Annotated in this window: 16 protein-coding genes and 1 pseudogene; 8 read left to right on the plus strand and 9 right to left on the minus strand. The window is 57.4% G+C overall.

Going from position 1 to position 15,129, the window contains the following annotated elements; all coding sequences use genetic code 11:
• Positions 1 to 21: 21 nt before the first annotated feature.
• Together GFR01_RS04765 and GFR01_RS04775 are read right to left on the minus strand one after the other, a co-directional pair.
• Positions 22 to 264, minus strand: coding sequence for a type 2 periplasmic-binding domain-containing protein (locus GFR01_RS04765; RefSeq protein ID WP_167384180.1), 243 nt, complete (start codon positions 262 to 264; stop codon positions 22 to 24).
• A gap of 325 nt (positions 265 to 589) precedes the next feature.
• A complete protein-coding gene (locus GFR01_RS04775; RefSeq protein ID WP_099181456.1) occupies positions 590 to 1,423 on the minus strand; it encodes a helix-turn-helix transcriptional regulator in 834 nt (277 codons plus the stop codon).
• Between the two features lie 94 nt (positions 1,424 to 1,517).
• On the opposite strand from GFR01_RS04775, the gene GFR01_RS04780 reads away from it, so the two are divergent.
• Positions 1,518 to 2,405 carry an SDR family oxidoreductase gene (locus GFR01_RS04780; RefSeq protein WP_099181457.1) on the plus strand — a complete coding sequence of 296 codons (888 nt, stop codon included), beginning with the start codon at positions 1,518 to 1,520 and terminating at the stop codon, positions 2,403 to 2,405.
• A 66-nt stretch (positions 2,406 to 2,471) separates the two neighbouring features.
• On the opposite strand, the gene GFR01_RS04785 is transcribed toward GFR01_RS04780, so the two are convergent.
• Positions 2,472 to 3,533 carry an aldo/keto reductase gene (locus GFR01_RS04785; protein WP_099181458.1) on the minus strand — a complete coding sequence of 354 codons (1,062 nt, stop codon included), beginning with the start codon at positions 3,531 to 3,533 and terminating at the stop codon, positions 2,472 to 2,474.
• A 79-nt stretch (positions 3,534 to 3,612) separates the two neighbouring features.
• Here GFR01_RS04785 and GFR01_RS04790 point away from each other — a divergent pair, with 79 nt between their 5' ends.
• Positions 3,613 to 4,176, plus strand: a complete 564-nt coding sequence (locus tag GFR01_RS04790; RefSeq protein WP_244902156.1) for a TetR/AcrR family transcriptional regulator — start codon at positions 3,613 to 3,615, stop codon at positions 4,174 to 4,176.
• Between the two features lie 303 nt (positions 4,177 to 4,479).
• On the opposite strand, the gene GFR01_RS04795 is transcribed toward GFR01_RS04790, so the two are convergent.
• Positions 4,480 to 5,229 carry an SDR family oxidoreductase gene (locus tag GFR01_RS04795; RefSeq protein ID WP_099181459.1) on the minus strand — a complete coding sequence of 250 codons (750 nt, stop codon included), beginning with the start codon at positions 5,227 to 5,229 and terminating at the stop codon, positions 4,480 to 4,482.
• A gap of 80 nt (positions 5,230 to 5,309) precedes the next feature.
• Between GFR01_RS04795 and GFR01_RS04800 the strand changes: the two genes are divergently transcribed.
• Positions 5,310 to 5,951: a TetR/AcrR family transcriptional regulator gene (locus tag GFR01_RS04800; RefSeq protein WP_244902157.1), complete on the plus strand. Its 642-nt coding sequence runs from the start codon at positions 5,310 to 5,312 to the stop codon at positions 5,949 to 5,951.
• 214 nt (positions 5,952 to 6,165) lie between these two features.
• Here GFR01_RS04800 and GFR01_RS04805 read toward each other — a convergent pair whose 3' ends face one another.
• Complete coding sequence (locus GFR01_RS04805; protein WP_099181624.1) at positions 6,166 to 6,921, minus strand: SDR family oxidoreductase; 756 nt, start codon at positions 6,919 to 6,921, stop codon at positions 6,166 to 6,168.
• 99 nt (positions 6,922 to 7,020) lie between these two features.
• Between GFR01_RS04805 and GFR01_RS04810 the strand changes: the two genes are divergently transcribed.
• Complete coding sequence (locus GFR01_RS04810) at positions 7,021 to 7,926, plus strand: AraC family transcriptional regulator (protein ID WP_099181625.1); 906 nt, start codon at positions 7,021 to 7,023, stop codon at positions 7,924 to 7,926.
• Positions 7,927 to 7,975: 49 nt separating this feature from the next.
• Here the strand turns inward: GFR01_RS04810 and GFR01_RS04815 are convergent, their stop codons facing one another.
• Positions 7,976 to 8,143 (minus strand): hypothetical protein, encoded by a 168-nt coding sequence (locus GFR01_RS04815; protein WP_244902158.1) that lies wholly within the window; start codon positions 8,141 to 8,143, stop codon positions 7,976 to 7,978.
• Between the two features lie 976 nt (positions 8,144 to 9,119).
• Between GFR01_RS04815 and GFR01_RS16170 the strand changes: the two are divergent.
• Positions 9,120 to 9,268: pseudogene (locus GFR01_RS16170) on the plus strand (oxidoreductase); the annotation flags it as partial.
• 67 nt (positions 9,269 to 9,335) lie between these two features.
• Here the strand turns inward: GFR01_RS16170 and GFR01_RS04825 are convergent.
• Complete coding sequence (locus tag GFR01_RS04825) at positions 9,336 to 10,229, minus strand: LysR family transcriptional regulator (protein ID WP_099181460.1); 894 nt, start codon at positions 10,227 to 10,229, stop codon at positions 9,336 to 9,338.
• A gap of 497 nt (positions 10,230 to 10,726) precedes the next feature.
• On the opposite strand from GFR01_RS04825, the gene GFR01_RS04835 reads away from it, so the two are divergent.
• Entirely contained in the window at positions 10,727 to 11,614 is an 888-nt protein-coding gene (locus tag GFR01_RS04835; RefSeq protein WP_099181461.1) for an MBL fold metallo-hydrolase, read from the plus strand.
• A gap of 193 nt (positions 11,615 to 11,807) precedes the next feature.
• On the opposite strand, the gene GFR01_RS04840 is transcribed toward GFR01_RS04835, so the two are convergent.
• The gene (locus GFR01_RS04840; RefSeq protein WP_099181626.1) at positions 11,808 to 12,737 is read right to left on the minus strand and encodes a LysR family transcriptional regulator; all 930 of its coding nucleotides are present in this window, start codon (positions 12,735 to 12,737) and stop codon (positions 11,808 to 11,810) included.
• Between the two features lie 86 nt (positions 12,738 to 12,823).
• Between GFR01_RS04840 and GFR01_RS04845 the strand changes: the two genes are divergently transcribed.
• The gene (locus GFR01_RS04845; protein WP_099181462.1) at positions 12,824 to 13,129 is read left to right on the plus strand and encodes a hypothetical protein; all 306 of its coding nucleotides are present in this window, start codon (positions 12,824 to 12,826) and stop codon (positions 13,127 to 13,129) included.
• A 44-nt stretch (positions 13,130 to 13,173) separates the two neighbouring features.
• Complete coding sequence (locus tag GFR01_RS04850) at positions 13,174 to 13,584, plus strand: DUF2000 family protein (protein ID WP_099181463.1); 411 nt, start codon at positions 13,174 to 13,176, stop codon at positions 13,582 to 13,584.
• Between the two features lie 314 nt (positions 13,585 to 13,898).
• Here the strand turns inward: GFR01_RS04850 and GFR01_RS04855 are convergent, their stop codons facing one another.
• On the minus strand, positions 13,899 to 15,128 hold the full coding sequence (locus GFR01_RS04855; RefSeq protein ID WP_276327967.1) for an MFS transporter: 1,230 nt from the start codon (positions 15,126 to 15,128) through the stop codon (positions 13,899 to 13,901).
• Position 15,129: the final 1 nt, after the last annotated feature.

Below are 15,129 nucleotides of genomic sequence, written 5' to 3' on the forward strand. Positions count from 1 at the left end.
GATGGAAGATCTGCCCGAACCTCAATCAGCCTGCCCCTTCTCGAGATCATTGATAAAGCGGTAACGTGGCGCCTGCACGAGGCGGAAGCCTTTCTGCGCAGCGGCGGCACTGGTTTCAACGCTACTGACCGAGAGCCGTGTCGGCAGTGTCACCTCGATCACCTCGTTTCCGCGCGTGAACTCCAGAGGCAGGGGGTAGCCAGTGCGCGACGACACGAAGCCGATCATCTGATGGTCCTCAAGTGCCTCGGATGTTGTGGGCATTTCATGCCGTCCCAGCATGTCGCTGTCGGCGAGCGCACCAGCCCGCACGACGCAATCCAGACGGATTTCTCGGGGGTCGTTATCCGGGACAATCCGGGGATGTTGCCCGGCACCTCGCGGAAGCGATCGTGCTCGGGTGCCCGAGATTGCCAGACGATATCGGCCCGATGATCGCCTCGCTGCTGTCCGAGGGCAATCGCGGGGTCAATTCGTAACGGATCGAAGTTTCCGGCGGTCAGGTCATCTGAGCGCGAACTGATTTGTCTCGGGTTTTGTCGAGACGTTCTATCTGATCCAGGCAGCTCGCCCGTGGTTTCGGTCAGGATCAGTCATGCGGCAGAAAACCCTTGATTCTTTCCGCGTCCTCCGGTGTCGCGGGGTTGTAGACAACCAGCGTCAGATCCGGCCGGCCATCGACCGAGAATATCGAATGTTCGAAGGCGAAGGAGCCGAGGACCGGATGGTCAATGTGCTTGACGATGTCGACGGGTGTCTCGGTGACGCTGTTCTCATGCCACATCGTATGAAATTCGGGGCTGAGCCGGCAGAGTTCCGTCACCAGGGGAGTGACCTCATCCGCCGCGCCGGCGCGCGCTGTTTCGATCCGAAAAGCACTCACCACGTAGCGTGCCATGCTTTCCCAGTCGGGCTGCATGGCACGGGAGCGCGGGTCGAGGAAGATGATCCGCAGGATGTTGCGTTCCGCCGGCGGCAGGGCGCCGTAATCCCCCAGCATAATGGTCGCCGCCCGGTTCCAGGCCGGCACATCCCAGGTTGCGGTCCGGATCACCGCCGGGCTGGGGTCCAACGCGTCGAGCACACGTTGCAGACGAGGCGTGACGGTGCCGCTCTTGCGATACCGCGCATCGGGTGGGCGCCCGAGGGCGAGTAGAAACAGATGCTCGCGCTCGACGTCGGTCAGCATGAGGGCGCGGGCGATCCTATCCAGCACGTCGGCTGACGGGGCACCACCACGCCCCTGTTCCAGCCAGGTGTACCAGGTCGGACTGATGTTGGCCCGCTGCGCGACCTCCTCGCGGCGCAGGCCTGGCGTACGGCGGCGTTCCGAGGGAAGGCCGAAGGCAGCCGGATCAAGCTTCGCGCGGCGATCTTTCAGCCAGGTACCGAGCCGCTTTTCAACGTGCTGGTGCTCGCTCATCCTGTTAATCTTTATAATACGATAAGGTCACTACTTTACCAGAATAGGGCATGGACCGAGATTTGTCTTCATCTGAAAACGGGAGACTTAGCTCATGCGTATATTCGTCACCGGCGCGACCGGGTTCATCGGTATGCCGACCGTCAGGGAGCTGATTGCCGCCGGCCACGAGGTGCTTGGCCTCGCCCGTTCGGATGAGGGGGCTCAATCGCTTGCCGCCATAGGCGCTGAGGTGCAGCGAGGAACGCTTGAGGACCTCGACAGCCTGCAAAAGGGTGCGGCGGCTTCGGATGCCGTGATTCACCTGGCGTTTATTCATGACTGGTCGAACTTCCTGGCAAGCTGCGAAACAGATCGTCGCGCCATCGAGGCAATCGGGTCCGCGCTTGCCGGCTCCAACAAGCCGTTTCTTGCCACGGGAGGACTGGCGGGACTGGCGCCACCTGGCCAGGTGGCGACCGAAAAGGATGTTATTCCGTCGGACTTCCCATTCCCGCGCGTGTCCGAGCAGACGACGCTGGCGCTGATCTCGCAGGATATCCGCGCTTCAGTGGTGCGTCTGCCGCAGGTCCATGACCGAGCCAAGCAGGGGCTCATCACGCCGCTGATCGAGACGTTCCGTCGGAACGGCACCTGCGCCTATGTGGGCGATGGGAGCAATCTTTGGCCTGCGGCGCATGTGCTCGATGTTGCCCGTCTTTACAGACTGGCTATTGAAAAGGGGGCGACAGGCACCGCCTGGCATGCGGTGGCCGAAGAGGGGGTGGCGATGCGCGATATCGTCGAGACGCTCGGCCGTCGCCTGGACCTGCCGGTCCGATCAATCCTGCCGGATGAGGCACCGACTTTCTTCGGGCGCTTCGCGATGTTCGCAGGTTTCGACATGCGGGCCTCCAGCGAACTGACGCGGCAGGTATTGGGATGGGAGCCGACAGGTCCGGGACTGATTGCCGATCTTGTGCAGCTTGAAATCGCTGACTGATGCGTGCGGAGAAGGACAACGGTTTATGACCGAAACGGGAATGGTGCTGATAACAGGCGGTTCGGGTTACTTTCTTTCGATGAGATCTGGCGTGTCCTTTTTAAATCCGCTTACCGTTTCCAGGATCCGGGCGAGCGCGGCCGGGTCGGATGTACCCTGGTCATCACGACGCGGCGTATAAGGAGCTTCCAATCGCTTCGCTTCATCGTCAGTGAGGGCGATTGAGAGCGCTGCGATAGCATCGTCGATGTGCTTGGGTTTGAGCGCTCCGACGATGGATGCGGCGACGACGGGCTGGCGGCGCAGCCAGGCAAGCGAGATTTCCGCCGGGCTGACGCTGCGTTCGGTTGCGATGGCGTTCACCGCATCGATGATCTGATGGTCGGCGGCAGCGGTGGCCTCATTCTGCTCAGCGCCTGCGGGCTCGGTCTCACTTCGCCTGGTGGTCGTTCCCCACGGACGCGCCAGGCGGCCGCGTGCCAGTGGGCTGTAAACGATGGTCTGTACACCCTCATCGGCGCAAAGCGGTAGCATCTCACGCTCTTCCTCGCGGGCGAGAAGGTTGTAATTGTCCTGCATTGAGATGAATCGCGTCCAGCCGTTCGTCTTTTGAAGATGCAGCGCCTTGGCAAATTCCCATGCCATCATCGAAGACGCGCCGAGATAACGCACCTTGCCGGCTTTTACGAGGTCGTGGAGCGCTTCCAGTGTCTCCTCCCAGGGGGTGGTCTGATCGCGGCGGTGAATCTGGTAGAGGTCAATATAATCCGTGCCGAGCCGTCGCAGGCTGTGGTCCACCTCGGTCATGATCATCTTGCGCGACAGGCCGAACGCATTGGGACCGTTGTGCATGGGCGCGCACAGTTTGGTGGCGATCACTACGCTGTCCCGGTTGACGAAATCCCTGAGCGCCTTGCCAACGATCTCCTCACTGTTTCCGTTCGAGTAGAGATTCGCGGTGTCGAAGAAGTTGATGCCAGCTTCGAGCGCATGGCGGATCAGCGAGCGGCTGGCTTCTTCGTCAAGCGACCAGCGAGGATGACCCACCGCGGGGTCTCCGAAGCCCATGCAACCGACGCAGATGGGCGATACTTCAAGGCCGGAGTGACCGAGCTTCACATATTGCATGGGCCGTCCTTGCAGAGTAATTAAATGGACAATTCTCCGCTTATTTATTAGCGGAGAGCTCTCCGTTTGGTCAAGGGGTATGATGGCTGATCCTGACGTAAGATTGCGCGCCGACGCGCAGGCAAACCGCGACCGCATTCTTGACATCGCGCGCGATGCATTCGCCGCAGATCCGGGGGTGTCTCTCAATGCCATAGCAAAAGCGGCCGGGGTGGGCGCCGGTACGCTCTACCGCCACTTTCCAAGCCGGGAGGCGTTGTTGGTGGGTGTATACCGGAAGGAAATCGACGAGTTGGTGAGTCTGGCCCCAGACCTGCTCGCCAACCACCCGCCGCTGCAAGCCTTGCGACTGTGGTGCGATCGCTTTGTCCAGTTCGGCGAGGTGAAGCACGGCGTTGCCGATACGCTGAGTTCGGCAATCTCCGAAAAGGATTTGCGGGAAACCTATTGGCCCCTGGTCGGCGCGGTCCACCAATTAATAGAAGCATGCGAAAAACGGGGCGAAATACAGTCGGGCGTCCATCCTGAGGATGTCTTGACGCTACTGGCGTTGCTACTACGAATTTCACCCACCTCGGACGGGAAGGCGCAGATAAGGCGAATTCTCGCACTTCTCTTTCGCGGCCTCGGTGCTGAAGCGTAACTGATTCCACACCACCAGCTTGCCACATGCTGCGTGAAAACCAGTGCTGCAGACGGGGCAGATTTGCCGTCTCCTGGCCGATGGGGGCAGGACCCTGCGTTCACCATCAGGCACGCCGACGCATCGCTACCGGCAATGTCCGCTTTCCGCGCCCGATTAGAACGTATCGAATGGCCGGAATGAAGCGGACGTGCTGCTTACGCGTCATATGCGACCTTCATCATGGGTCGGGCGCGGAAGAGAAGCAGACATGTTCTCTTAGGCTAGCCATCAACCCATCTCCATGCTGGTATTGTAGGCCGCTTACGAGGCTATGAGTGCCCGGAGCTGCGCATGCAGCCAAGGGTACAGTTCCTCGCCTTTCGTGTTGAGCCTTGCTTTCAGGTCGCGCGTCGTATCGTCGGCCAGAATTTCGAGCGCCCCTGCGGCAATGCCGTCATAGGCCTGTGTCACGACGCTCGTCGCACTGCTTTTCGGAATATTCCGGTTCTTCGTCATCGGCGTGTCGATCATGCCGACCAGAAGGCCTGTCACCTGCGTCTTCTGTCCCTCCAGCGCCATACGCAACCCGTTGGTTGCCGACCACAGCGCCGCTTTCGAGGCCGCATAGGCCGTCGGTATGCTGATCCACGCCGCGGATGACAGGATATTGAGCATCGTTCCTCCGCCATTGGCGCCGAGGACCGGTGCAAAGGCATTGGCAACGTTCAACGTGCCGAAGAAGTTCGTATCGAAGATGCGCCGTGTCTCCTCCTCGGGCTGAAGCAGGATATCGGCTTCCGGTGCGATGGCTGCGTTGTTGATGAGCAGGTCACAGTCAGGTGCGCTGGCGACAGCACGTGCGATGTCATCGGCCTTCGTGATGTCAAGCGGCAGCGGCACGATGCGAGCGTTATCCCAGGCCTTGGGCTGCCGGGCCGCCGCATAGACGCGGCTTGCCCCTCGTTGAATGGCCTGCCTGACAAATTCTTCCCCGAGACCACCATTAGCGCCGGTCACGAGCACGACCCGGTCCTCCAGCGTGCGGTGGGTCTTGTCGATCGGCTGCGTCATCCTGTAGTTCTCCATCAAGTGGGGACAATCCCCGAAACACTATCCGGGGACTCCCCCCGATTCGTCAAGCGAGGATATCGATGACCGCCGAGCAGGACACAAGCCTGGCCATGCCGCGTCCCATGCGCGCCGATGCGCGGCGCAACCGGGACGCGATCCTTGCGGCCGCACGCGCCACATTTGAGGAGGAAGGCGTTCTCGCTTCCCTTGACGGCATCGCCCTGCGTGCGGGCGTGGGCAATGCGACGCTGTATCGAAACTTTCCGACGCGGGACGATCTGCTCGCCGCCGTGGCGTCGGTCAGCATCGAAGCTGCGCTGGCCGAAGCCGATGCGCTGTCCGGCTCGCTCGCCCCGAAGGAAGCACTGCTGGAATGGCTGATACGGCTCGCCTGGAGACTGCGCATCTGGCACGACCTGCCAACGTGTGTTGCTTCCGCCCAGGCAGATCCGCAATCGTCCATGGCGACGGCGTGCGCCGCGCTGGTCGACAGGACGGCGGTCTTTCTCCGGCAGGTAACCCTTTCTGGAGATGCCGCGGGCACTGTGACCGCGGCGGACGTGTTTGAACTCGTCCTGGCGTTGTCCTGGGCGGTCGACCGGTTCGGGGACGATGAACCGGCCGCACGCAGACGTGTCTCGATGGGAACTGTCGGAATTTTCGGGGCAATCGTCCTTGATGATGCCCGCACTGGTGCGCCAACAGACCATCATGCACGTTGAGGCAGCCCCTAATCCGGCTCATTCCGATAAAACGCGCAAGGTTCGTTCGGCCACTTCCACCAGCGTACCGGACATAATGGGTTCAAAGCCCTTCAGCCAGGCTCGAGCGATTGCGGACACGCCCATTTCAGCCGCCGAAAAAGTCAAGGTAATCCCGAGCCATTGAGCGAACGACCGCTATAGGCTGATAGAAGCAACTGCTTGCGTGCTCAGGCTATGGCCGTCCGGCCTCGCTCAGCCACTGTACCGCATCTTCGCCCGCAGCAATTTTGAGCGGTGCGCTCGGATCGGTGGCTGCCCGCCAGATCGCCGCTGCCACATCGGAAGCATGGGTCACCGGACCGCTCTCGTCGCGAAAGCTTGCGATCATGCCTTCGATCATCGGCTTGTAGTCAGCGTTGTCCAGTCCCCGCAAATGCGGCATGGCATTGCTGCCAAAGCTTGTCTCGGGCGAGCGTCCCGGCAGGACGATATGCACACGCACGCCGAACGGCTTCATTTCGACTGCGAGGCTCTCGGTAAGTGCGTTCACGGCCGCTTTGCTCGCCCTGTAGACACCAACCAGCGGTAGAGGCTTGAGGGTTACGGTCGACGTAACGTTGATAATGGTACCGCTACGGCTTTGGCGGAACCTGGGAAGGATCGCCTGTATCGTCGCCAGCGTGCCGAGCGTGTTGGTTTCAAACAACAGGCGCGCTGTATCCGGTTCAATCAGTTCGATCGGCACGGCTGCGCCAATTCCTGCATTGTTGACCAGCACATCGATCGCACCGGCTTGCTCGAACGCTTTGCTGATGCTGTCCGGATCGGTGACGTCGAGCGGCAAGACGGTGAGATTGGCTGACGCGGGCAGGATATCGGCCTTGGGCTGGCGCATCGTCGCGACGACGTGCCAGCCCTTCTCGAGAAACAGCTTTGCAGTCTCGAGACCGAAGCCCGAGGAACAGCCTGTGATAAGAACAGTCGGCATGGTCATGCTCCGAAGGTGTTTGTGGTCATCCAGATATGGCTATAAATCGACAGACCATCTATGCTTCTTCGTCTCGAATTCATTGGCGATAGTCCTGTTATGACCGTTGATCCGCTCACTGAGATCGTGACCCTGCTCCAGCCTTCGGCCAGTTACTCCAAGCTTGTCGAGTACACCGGGCGATGGCGCATCCACCGCAACATCGAGGGCAAACCCGTCTTTTTCGCAGTCCTGGAGGGCGAGTGCCGAGTGGTGTCGTCCGGTCGGCCACCAATCATCGTGCGAAAGGGAGATTTCGTACTGTCCCCGTCGACCAGCGATCACATCGTCGAAAGCATCGACGCGCCCTCGCATGGTATCGCAATGATGCCGACAGAGGTCGGCGAGGGGCGTTTTCGGGTCGGACCGCCGGACGGAGCCGTAAACCTCCGGATGCAGATCGGACTCTGCAGTTTCGCCTCACCGGACGCCGCGTTGCTCGTCTCCCTGCTGCCAGCGATGATCGTCGCCACCGGCAAGCCGCGGCTCGCACTTCTACTTCAACTGGTGGCGGATGAGACGCGCCATTCCCGCCCAGGACGGGAGGTGGTCCTGGAGCGCCTGCTGGAGGTGCTGCTCATCGAGGTATTACGGTGCGGGGCCGACGTCACCTCCATACCGAGTCTCTCCCGGGGGTTGGCGGATGATCGTCTCGTCGCTGCTTTGCGGGCCATGCATGCGCGGCCGGCGCACGGCTGGACCATTGCAGGCCTCGCCGCCGAAGCCGGAATGTCGCGCTCGGCGTTTTTCGCGCGCTTCACGCGTGTCGTCGGGCATCCGCCGATGGAATACCTGCTGGCATGGCGCATGGCTCTTGCCAGACGCCTGCTGCGCACCCGCGAGTTCGCGATCGAGCATATCGCCACGCAAGTCGGCTATGGCTCGGGAAGCACATTCAGTACGGCCTTTGCCCGCCATGTCGGAATGTCCCCAATGCGATACGCCAGGGCCATGAGCACCAGGTAGCAGCGAGCGAACATCGAGATGCGTTGCCGTCGTCTGGACCTGAGAAGATTCAGAATCCTGCCGCGCGCTCAAAGCGCAGAACGCCGGCCTGCCGCTCCGGGTGGCTGATGTCGTTCGGATGATTGATCCCGTCCATCACCGGAACATCGGGAAAATCGAAAGGGCTAGTCCCGTCCAGACAGGCCATATTTACGCGTTCCCGATATCGGCTTTTCACATTCTCTGCTCACAAGCGGATAGACAGTTTACTCTCAAATTGGTCGTTTGCTCGGGTGAGAAGCAACTGATCTTGCAGACGCAAAGGCGGGTAGCTCGTGTCACGGTTCAGCGAGTGTCTTTCTGTCATTTCGGCTGGGTCTCGAATTCTCGCGATCCAGGGTATCGGATAAACGTCGTAGGAACGGCTTCTGCGAAGATTCTTACACCCGCGACGAGCTGAAGTAGACGACGGACGCCATGATCGTCAGGTACTCTGACGGAGCGACAGGGCTGCTGCGAGACCATGCAAAAGTGCCATTCTGGTCCAGGAGAAATTCCCACAAATTTCCCGGCCTGATGGAAAAAGCCCTATGTCCGATAATGCTGGTAGCTTTACGGACATAGGGTTCTCATCCAAGAGAAAAAAGATTCTTGCATTTGAGTGTGTCAAACTTCTGGAAAGCGGGTCATTTGTGGTCGGATGAGGAGAGAGCATGGAAGATTTTCTCACGAAATCTGAGAAATAATGTTGGTAAACTGAAATAAAGAAATTTAATTTTGTCAAAATGGTTTGAATCCGGAATAATGACGCCTGATTTTTAGGGATTAATTAAATAAACTATACTTCAAATTCTTATATTTTACTTGCAAGACGATCCTGCGTCTTTGCCCTGAAATCGTAAGCATCATGACCTTCATGGAACTGGCTTGAGAGTTCTCCGTATGTCCGGTTGACTATACGGCCACACTGAACGGCTGGTCGTTGCAGAAGTCGGTTTGCCCATGCCCTGTGCTGTGGATAGTCCTGAACGTTTAGGAACGTGGCCGCGTCATTATAGAGTCAGCCTTCTACGCCACGGGAAAAGGGCCATGTTGGCAATCGTATACTCTTCACCAGCTATGAAAGGGCTTTTGGCGAAGTGTCATGCAGCCCAATGGTGAGGCAAAGCCTAAAGCGTATCGGGTGTCCTCAATGCAACGGCGGCAACCCTCCCACAGATGCTACTTCCTGTAAGCAGAGGGACGACGTGGCAATTTTTATGGCCTGCCGGGAGATGAGGACATTGCTGAAACGATCCTGTTCGCGCTGAAAACACCTTTTCGAATGGAGGTTCCAGAATTGTTTGTCCTCCCGACTGAATAAGCTGGTGAAGAGAGCATGATTTGCAAGTCCAGGTCCCAAAACCGAGGCCCTGACGCCGAAAAAATGCTTAAGTCGGAAATGCCTGCTGAAGCTCCGTTACGAATACTCGAAGCTTGGGTGCCATGACCGGGCCCGCGTTATAAAGCAGATGCATGGGTCTGTCCGGAACTGTCCACTGAGGCAAAAGCCGGACAAGGCTCTTGCTCCTTATTTCTGGCAGCAGGGCCTGCTCATATCCCAGCAGGATCCCATCACCAGCAAGAGCCGCAGAACGCAGGACACTTGAATCATTACTGATAGTCTTGCCCGAGATGGTGACAGCTCGCGTCACGCTCCCTCGTGAAAAGTGCCACGTCGTTACAGGACCTCCGGCATTTTCGTACACGAGACACTGATGCGCGGTCAGATCTTCCGGCATATCTGGAATTCCATGTTTTTCCAGATAAGTCTGAGTGGCGCAGATGACGCGTCGATAGGGCGTCAGAGGACGACTGATGGCTGTGAGGTCCGTGTCCAGTTTGCCAATCCGGATGACGGCTTCATGTCCATCCATGGTGGGATGGACCAGTTGGTCTGTCAGCGACAACTGGACCTGGACTTCTGGATATCTTTTCTGAAAGTCGTGAAGGAACGGAAGAAATACCGTTCGTCCGAAGGTAACGGGTACACTGACAGATAACGTTCCGCGCGGTGTACCAAGCGTATTGGCCGCCAGACTGTCCGCCCGATCGGCGCCCTTCAGCACAAGGCGACACTGCTCGCAGTAAAGTCGCCCCGTTTCTGTCAGGCTCTGACGACGTGTGGTCCGATGTAGCAGGCGTGCGCCAAGATGATGCTCCAGAGCTTCTATATGTTTGGCTACCATCTGCGGCGACAGGGTCAGACGCTGAGCGACCGCTGCAAAAGAGCCCAATTCCACAACCTTGATGAAAATCTTCATGCTGGTTAGACGGTCAAGCATTCATCATCCTCAGTTGTGACTGATGTCTCGTATAGACCATTTATCCTCGAAATAAGAGGAATATGCTGAACTCTCCGATTGATCGGCTAGCGCCTTCTCTGACAGAGAGCTTTGAAATGCTGTTTTTCTTTTTCGCATGGACCAGTCGGACGGCTCGGGGTGAGAGAAACATGGTGCGTCGCACGGGCTGTATCTCACGCGTCTGATCCAAGGAGACAATCTCTTGGCCTCCGGTCTTTTGAAGAACAACCACTGTAATCAGGCTTTCTGACCATGAAGGGTGACAGTTTTCAACGGATCGAAGCGATGATTGCTTGTAATTCTTTTACGTCCGAAGGCTTGATTTGTGATTTGCGGATTAGAGAACGGTCTCCGCTTTTCGATTGTCTGTCAGGCCGTATAGCTGGGGCCCCTTACCAGAACTGAAATCTCTTGTCCCCTTCACGATGATAGTGCCTGTTTCTTGCATAATCAAAACGAAAGAAAGCCCGATATTTATGAACGCTCATCAATGGTATACTGTAGGTGATGCCCGTATCCTAAAAATTCAGGATCTGACGCTGTCAGCACTCTCCCCGGAACAACTGCTTCCAGACTGGGATGGCGGGCGTGCTCTTCAGGCTTATCCCCGACTGTCTGAAACGCTGGATGCTTCCGGAACGAAGATCCCGTTGAGCATTCATAGCTGGCTAATTGAGGATCGCGGCCGGAAAATTCTTGTCGATACGGGCGCCGGGAATAACAAGGCACGTCCTGCTGCACCGTATTTTGACCATTTGCGGACTGTATGGCTTGAAAATCTGAGGCGCGCTGGTGTCCGACCGGAAGAAATCGATTTTGTTCTTCTGACCCATCTGCATGTCGATCATGTCGGGTGGAATACACGTCAGCAAGATGGGATCTGGGTTCCGACGTTTCCAAATGCTCGGTATCTCTTTTCCAAAGCCGAATACGATTTTTTCAGTGATCCCGCTCATGATACCACTCGCAATAAAACCAGTTTCATGACCCGCGAAGATAGCGTTGATCCCATTATTGCGGCAGGTCTTGCAGACCAGATTGACGTGGATGGGACGGAAATTCTCGAAGGATTTTCCTTTTACTCCACTCCTGGGCATACTCCACATCACGCATCTATTGTCCTGAGGTCCGGTACGGACTGCGCCCTCTTTACGGGGGACGTCATGCATCACCCTGTTCAGGTGAACGTTCCGGAATGGAATACCGTTTTTGACGCCGACCCATTGGCAGCCATTATGTCGCGCAAATGGGCCTTGAATTATGCCATTGAGCATAACGCGACAGTATTCACAGCGCATTTTCCGATGACATCTGCTGGTAGAATAATGTCAGGCCACCAGAAAATAGACTGGTCTTTCCGCTAGCCAGAACACAACGCTTGTACAAGGCAGATGGCCGAGAAGAAGATATTCGGTCATCTATCATAGCGTGTGTATTTCTTCTTCTCCGTCAGCCGGTCATATTCAGTTTCCTTACAGAGCCTGAATCAAAACCCATCTCAAAAAACAGTGGGTCCTGAGCGTAACTGGGAGCTGAATAGCCGCCAGGGGTCTCACTTTAAATCTGCCAGGTCGAAGGCAGGGCGGCAAGAAAGTCCATAACGATTTGCGTGCGTACAGGCGTATGGCGCTTCTCCAGACGTACGGCAGAAAGAGGCTCTTCAGCGATCCGCCAGTTCTTTAATATCTCGACGACATGCCCACTACGAAGATCAGCTAGACCTAGCCATGCAGGTGCCCATCCGATGCCGAACCCGGCCCGAACCATGCTCCAGGCCGCCTCACCATCGTCGAAGACATGCTTTGGTTGTGGAACATAACGTATGGCTTTTCCGTCCGCCGGTGACACAAAGCGCCAGTTTTGGATTTGGCCTGTCCCCTTATTCCTGAAGCCGATCTGTTTGTGTCCTGCCAGATCCGCTGGTGTTTCTGGCACGCCGTGAAGCTGAAGATATTCGGGAGTGGCACACGCTATCCAGGGGAACGAGTATAGCTTGCGGGAGATGTGGCCGGGTAGGCCGACGAGACTACCGGAACGGATAGCGAGATCAATGCCACGTGTAGCGAGGTCCGCCATTTCGTCACCGAGTTGGAGCTCGATATTGATTTCTGGATGTGCCTGCAAGAACGCAGGTAGTTCAGGCATGATACAGGCTCGCGCAAATGCTGTTGGAGCGGTGAGCCGGACACGTCCGCCGGCACTTTGGTTTCCCAATTCGGCAAGCGACGTTTCAATTTGTTCCAGACTGTCTAGCAAGTGACGACCCTGGCTAAGCAGTCGATCACCTTCGTCAGTAAGCGAGAGAGCATGTGTCGTGCGGTGCAGCAGACGAACACCATGCGTTTGTTCAAACCGGGCAAGAGCCTTTGACATAGCTGAGGTTGTGACGCCTGCCCGTCGAGCGGCCTCCGCGAATGAGCCCGCTTCGACGATGCGAACGAACCACAAAAGCTGAAGAAGGCCCGGAGACAGTGACGGTGTGGACATACAGTCAACACTGACATGAACGCTGTTTAGCTTCAAGAACACCCTGATTGGTCACATATTAGTTCTTACTTAGGATGGAGAGAAAGATGAAATACTTAGTCTTACTGACACCGGTCGCTGGGAAAACCCCCGATCAGTTCGCAGCCCACATGGTCGCCGAGATCAAACATGTGTGGGAGAGCTACACGGCTGGGGAACTGCGCGAATTCTACTTCTCGCCTGACCCTCAGGCGGTCACGCTAATTTACGAGATGGCCGATCGTGCTGCCGTCGAGCGCGAAGTGACGAGCCTGCCACTGATAAAAGCGGGACTCCTCGATGCGCAGATCGTCCAACTTGGATCCTTCCCGCAACTCAGCGTCCTTTTCGACAAGGCTCTGATTGCCCCCTAACTGCGGACATGGAAGTGAAGTTCTGTTCCTTATCGGAGTCAGATATGCAATTTGATACAAAGGTCGCCCTCCTTGTTCTCGACGATCTGGCGGTTTGGCAGAAGCTCAACGTCACAGCGTTTCTGGCAACCGGGATCGCGGGAGTGGCACCGGAGGCCATGGGCGAGCCTTACGAAGATGCGGCAGGCCGCACCTTCGCTCGCCTTCTCGGCCAGCCCATGATGGTTTTCGCAGCCACCCGCGCTGATCTTCAGCGTGCTCACCGCCAGGCAATTGCTCGAGGCTTGACCACCGCTGTCTATGTAAAGGCGATGTTCTCGACTGGGCATGATGCGGCCAACCGCGCCGCATACCTGGCAGAGGACCCCGACGCACCGGAGTTGGTTGGGCTGGCGTTGCGTGGTCCAAAGAAGGACGTGGACAAGACCGTCAAGGGTGCGAAACTCCACCCCTGATCCCAGGCCCCTCGCACACCCATAACGCAGATCGAAGTTCGAGCCCCATATTTGAGAAGCCAAGTTCCCAAGCGCTTGCCCCGTGATCTGCCTGATCCAGTACTTCGACCATATGCACCGGTCAAGGCGTGATAGTCTTCTCGGATCAGATATCGCGGATCGAACCATGTTGTCCTTTGGCGCATGGACTGCCGCTGTGAATGGTCTTGTATTGGGGTCTTCAAAAGTCATGCAATCCCGGCAAGGGCGGGAAACCCCCATTCCCGTAAAGCCAAGTTTTACGCAATCTATATCGTTACCCCTTAATGATCCGATCAACTCGCTGCTTTGTGCAGAACGCGACACTTACCAATGCTCACGGCTAGAAATGCTGCTGCAACTCCAGCGGTGCCTGTCAGGACAAGCATGTCCTGGTAGCTTCCCTGCGCCTGTCGCAGCATACCCGCGAGAAATGCAGCACAGGCGGCTCCAATTTGATGCCCGAAGACGATCCAGCCGAACACGATCGGGGCAGAGCGCTCCCCAAACACCATGTTGGACAGACGCAGGGTTGGCGGAACTGTTGCGATCCAGTCGAGGCCGTAGAAAATCCCGAAGATCGTCAGACTTTCAGGTGAGAAATCGATGAATGACAGTGCAATCAGAGACAGCCCTCGTAACCCATAATAGGAAAAAAGCAGCCAGCGGGCATCCAATCGATCCGTCAGCCAGCCGGACAGCGTGGTGCCAACAAGATCTAACAGGCCCATCATGGCGAGATATCCCGCTGCCGGAACTTCTCCGATGCCGTGATCGGCACAGATGGCAATGAAATACGTGCCAATCAGCCCATTCGTGGTGAAGCCACACACAAAGAAAGTGGCGAACAGAAACCAGAAGTCACGTTTCGGGGCGGCCGCCAATAGTGCTGCTATGGCCGATCGTAACGGGTTCTGATCCGTATATTGGAGCGACGTATGATCGTGCTCTGCCCCATGTGGTACCAGCCCACGATCCCCCGGATGCTCGGGAAGGAAAAGAGCCACAAAGGGGACCAGTATCAATGTGACTGCGGCCACTGCCATGACAGGTGCCTGCCACCCGAAACGATGGACAAGTGCAGCAAGTCCGGGCAGGAACAACAGTGAGCCGGTTGCGGTGCTGGCGGCCAGCACGCCCATAATCGTGCCGCGTCGAGTCACGAACCAGCGGTTCACAACCGTGGCTCCGAGTACCATCGCCACCGCGCCCGTACCGAAACCTGTCAGCACACCCCAGGTCAGAAAGAACTGCCAGGGCAGCGTCATGCCCAGTGACAGGAGTGCCGAAAAGCCGACCAGAAGAAGCGCACCAATCAGAATGCGGCGGATGCCGAACGTCTGCATGAGGGCTGCGGAGAAAGGCCCAACGAGCCCGTACAGGAATATCCCCACGGCAGTCGAGACGGAAATGCTGCTGCGGCTCCACCCCAACGCATCCTGCAACGGCATCATCAATACCCCGGGTATAGCCTGGACACCGGCAGACACCAGCAACGAGAGAAACGTGAGTCCGACCACCAGCACA

The organism is Gluconobacter frateurii (assembly GCF_002723955.1).
Lineage (GTDB): Bacteria > Pseudomonadota > Alphaproteobacteria > Acetobacterales > Acetobacteraceae > Gluconobacter > Gluconobacter frateurii.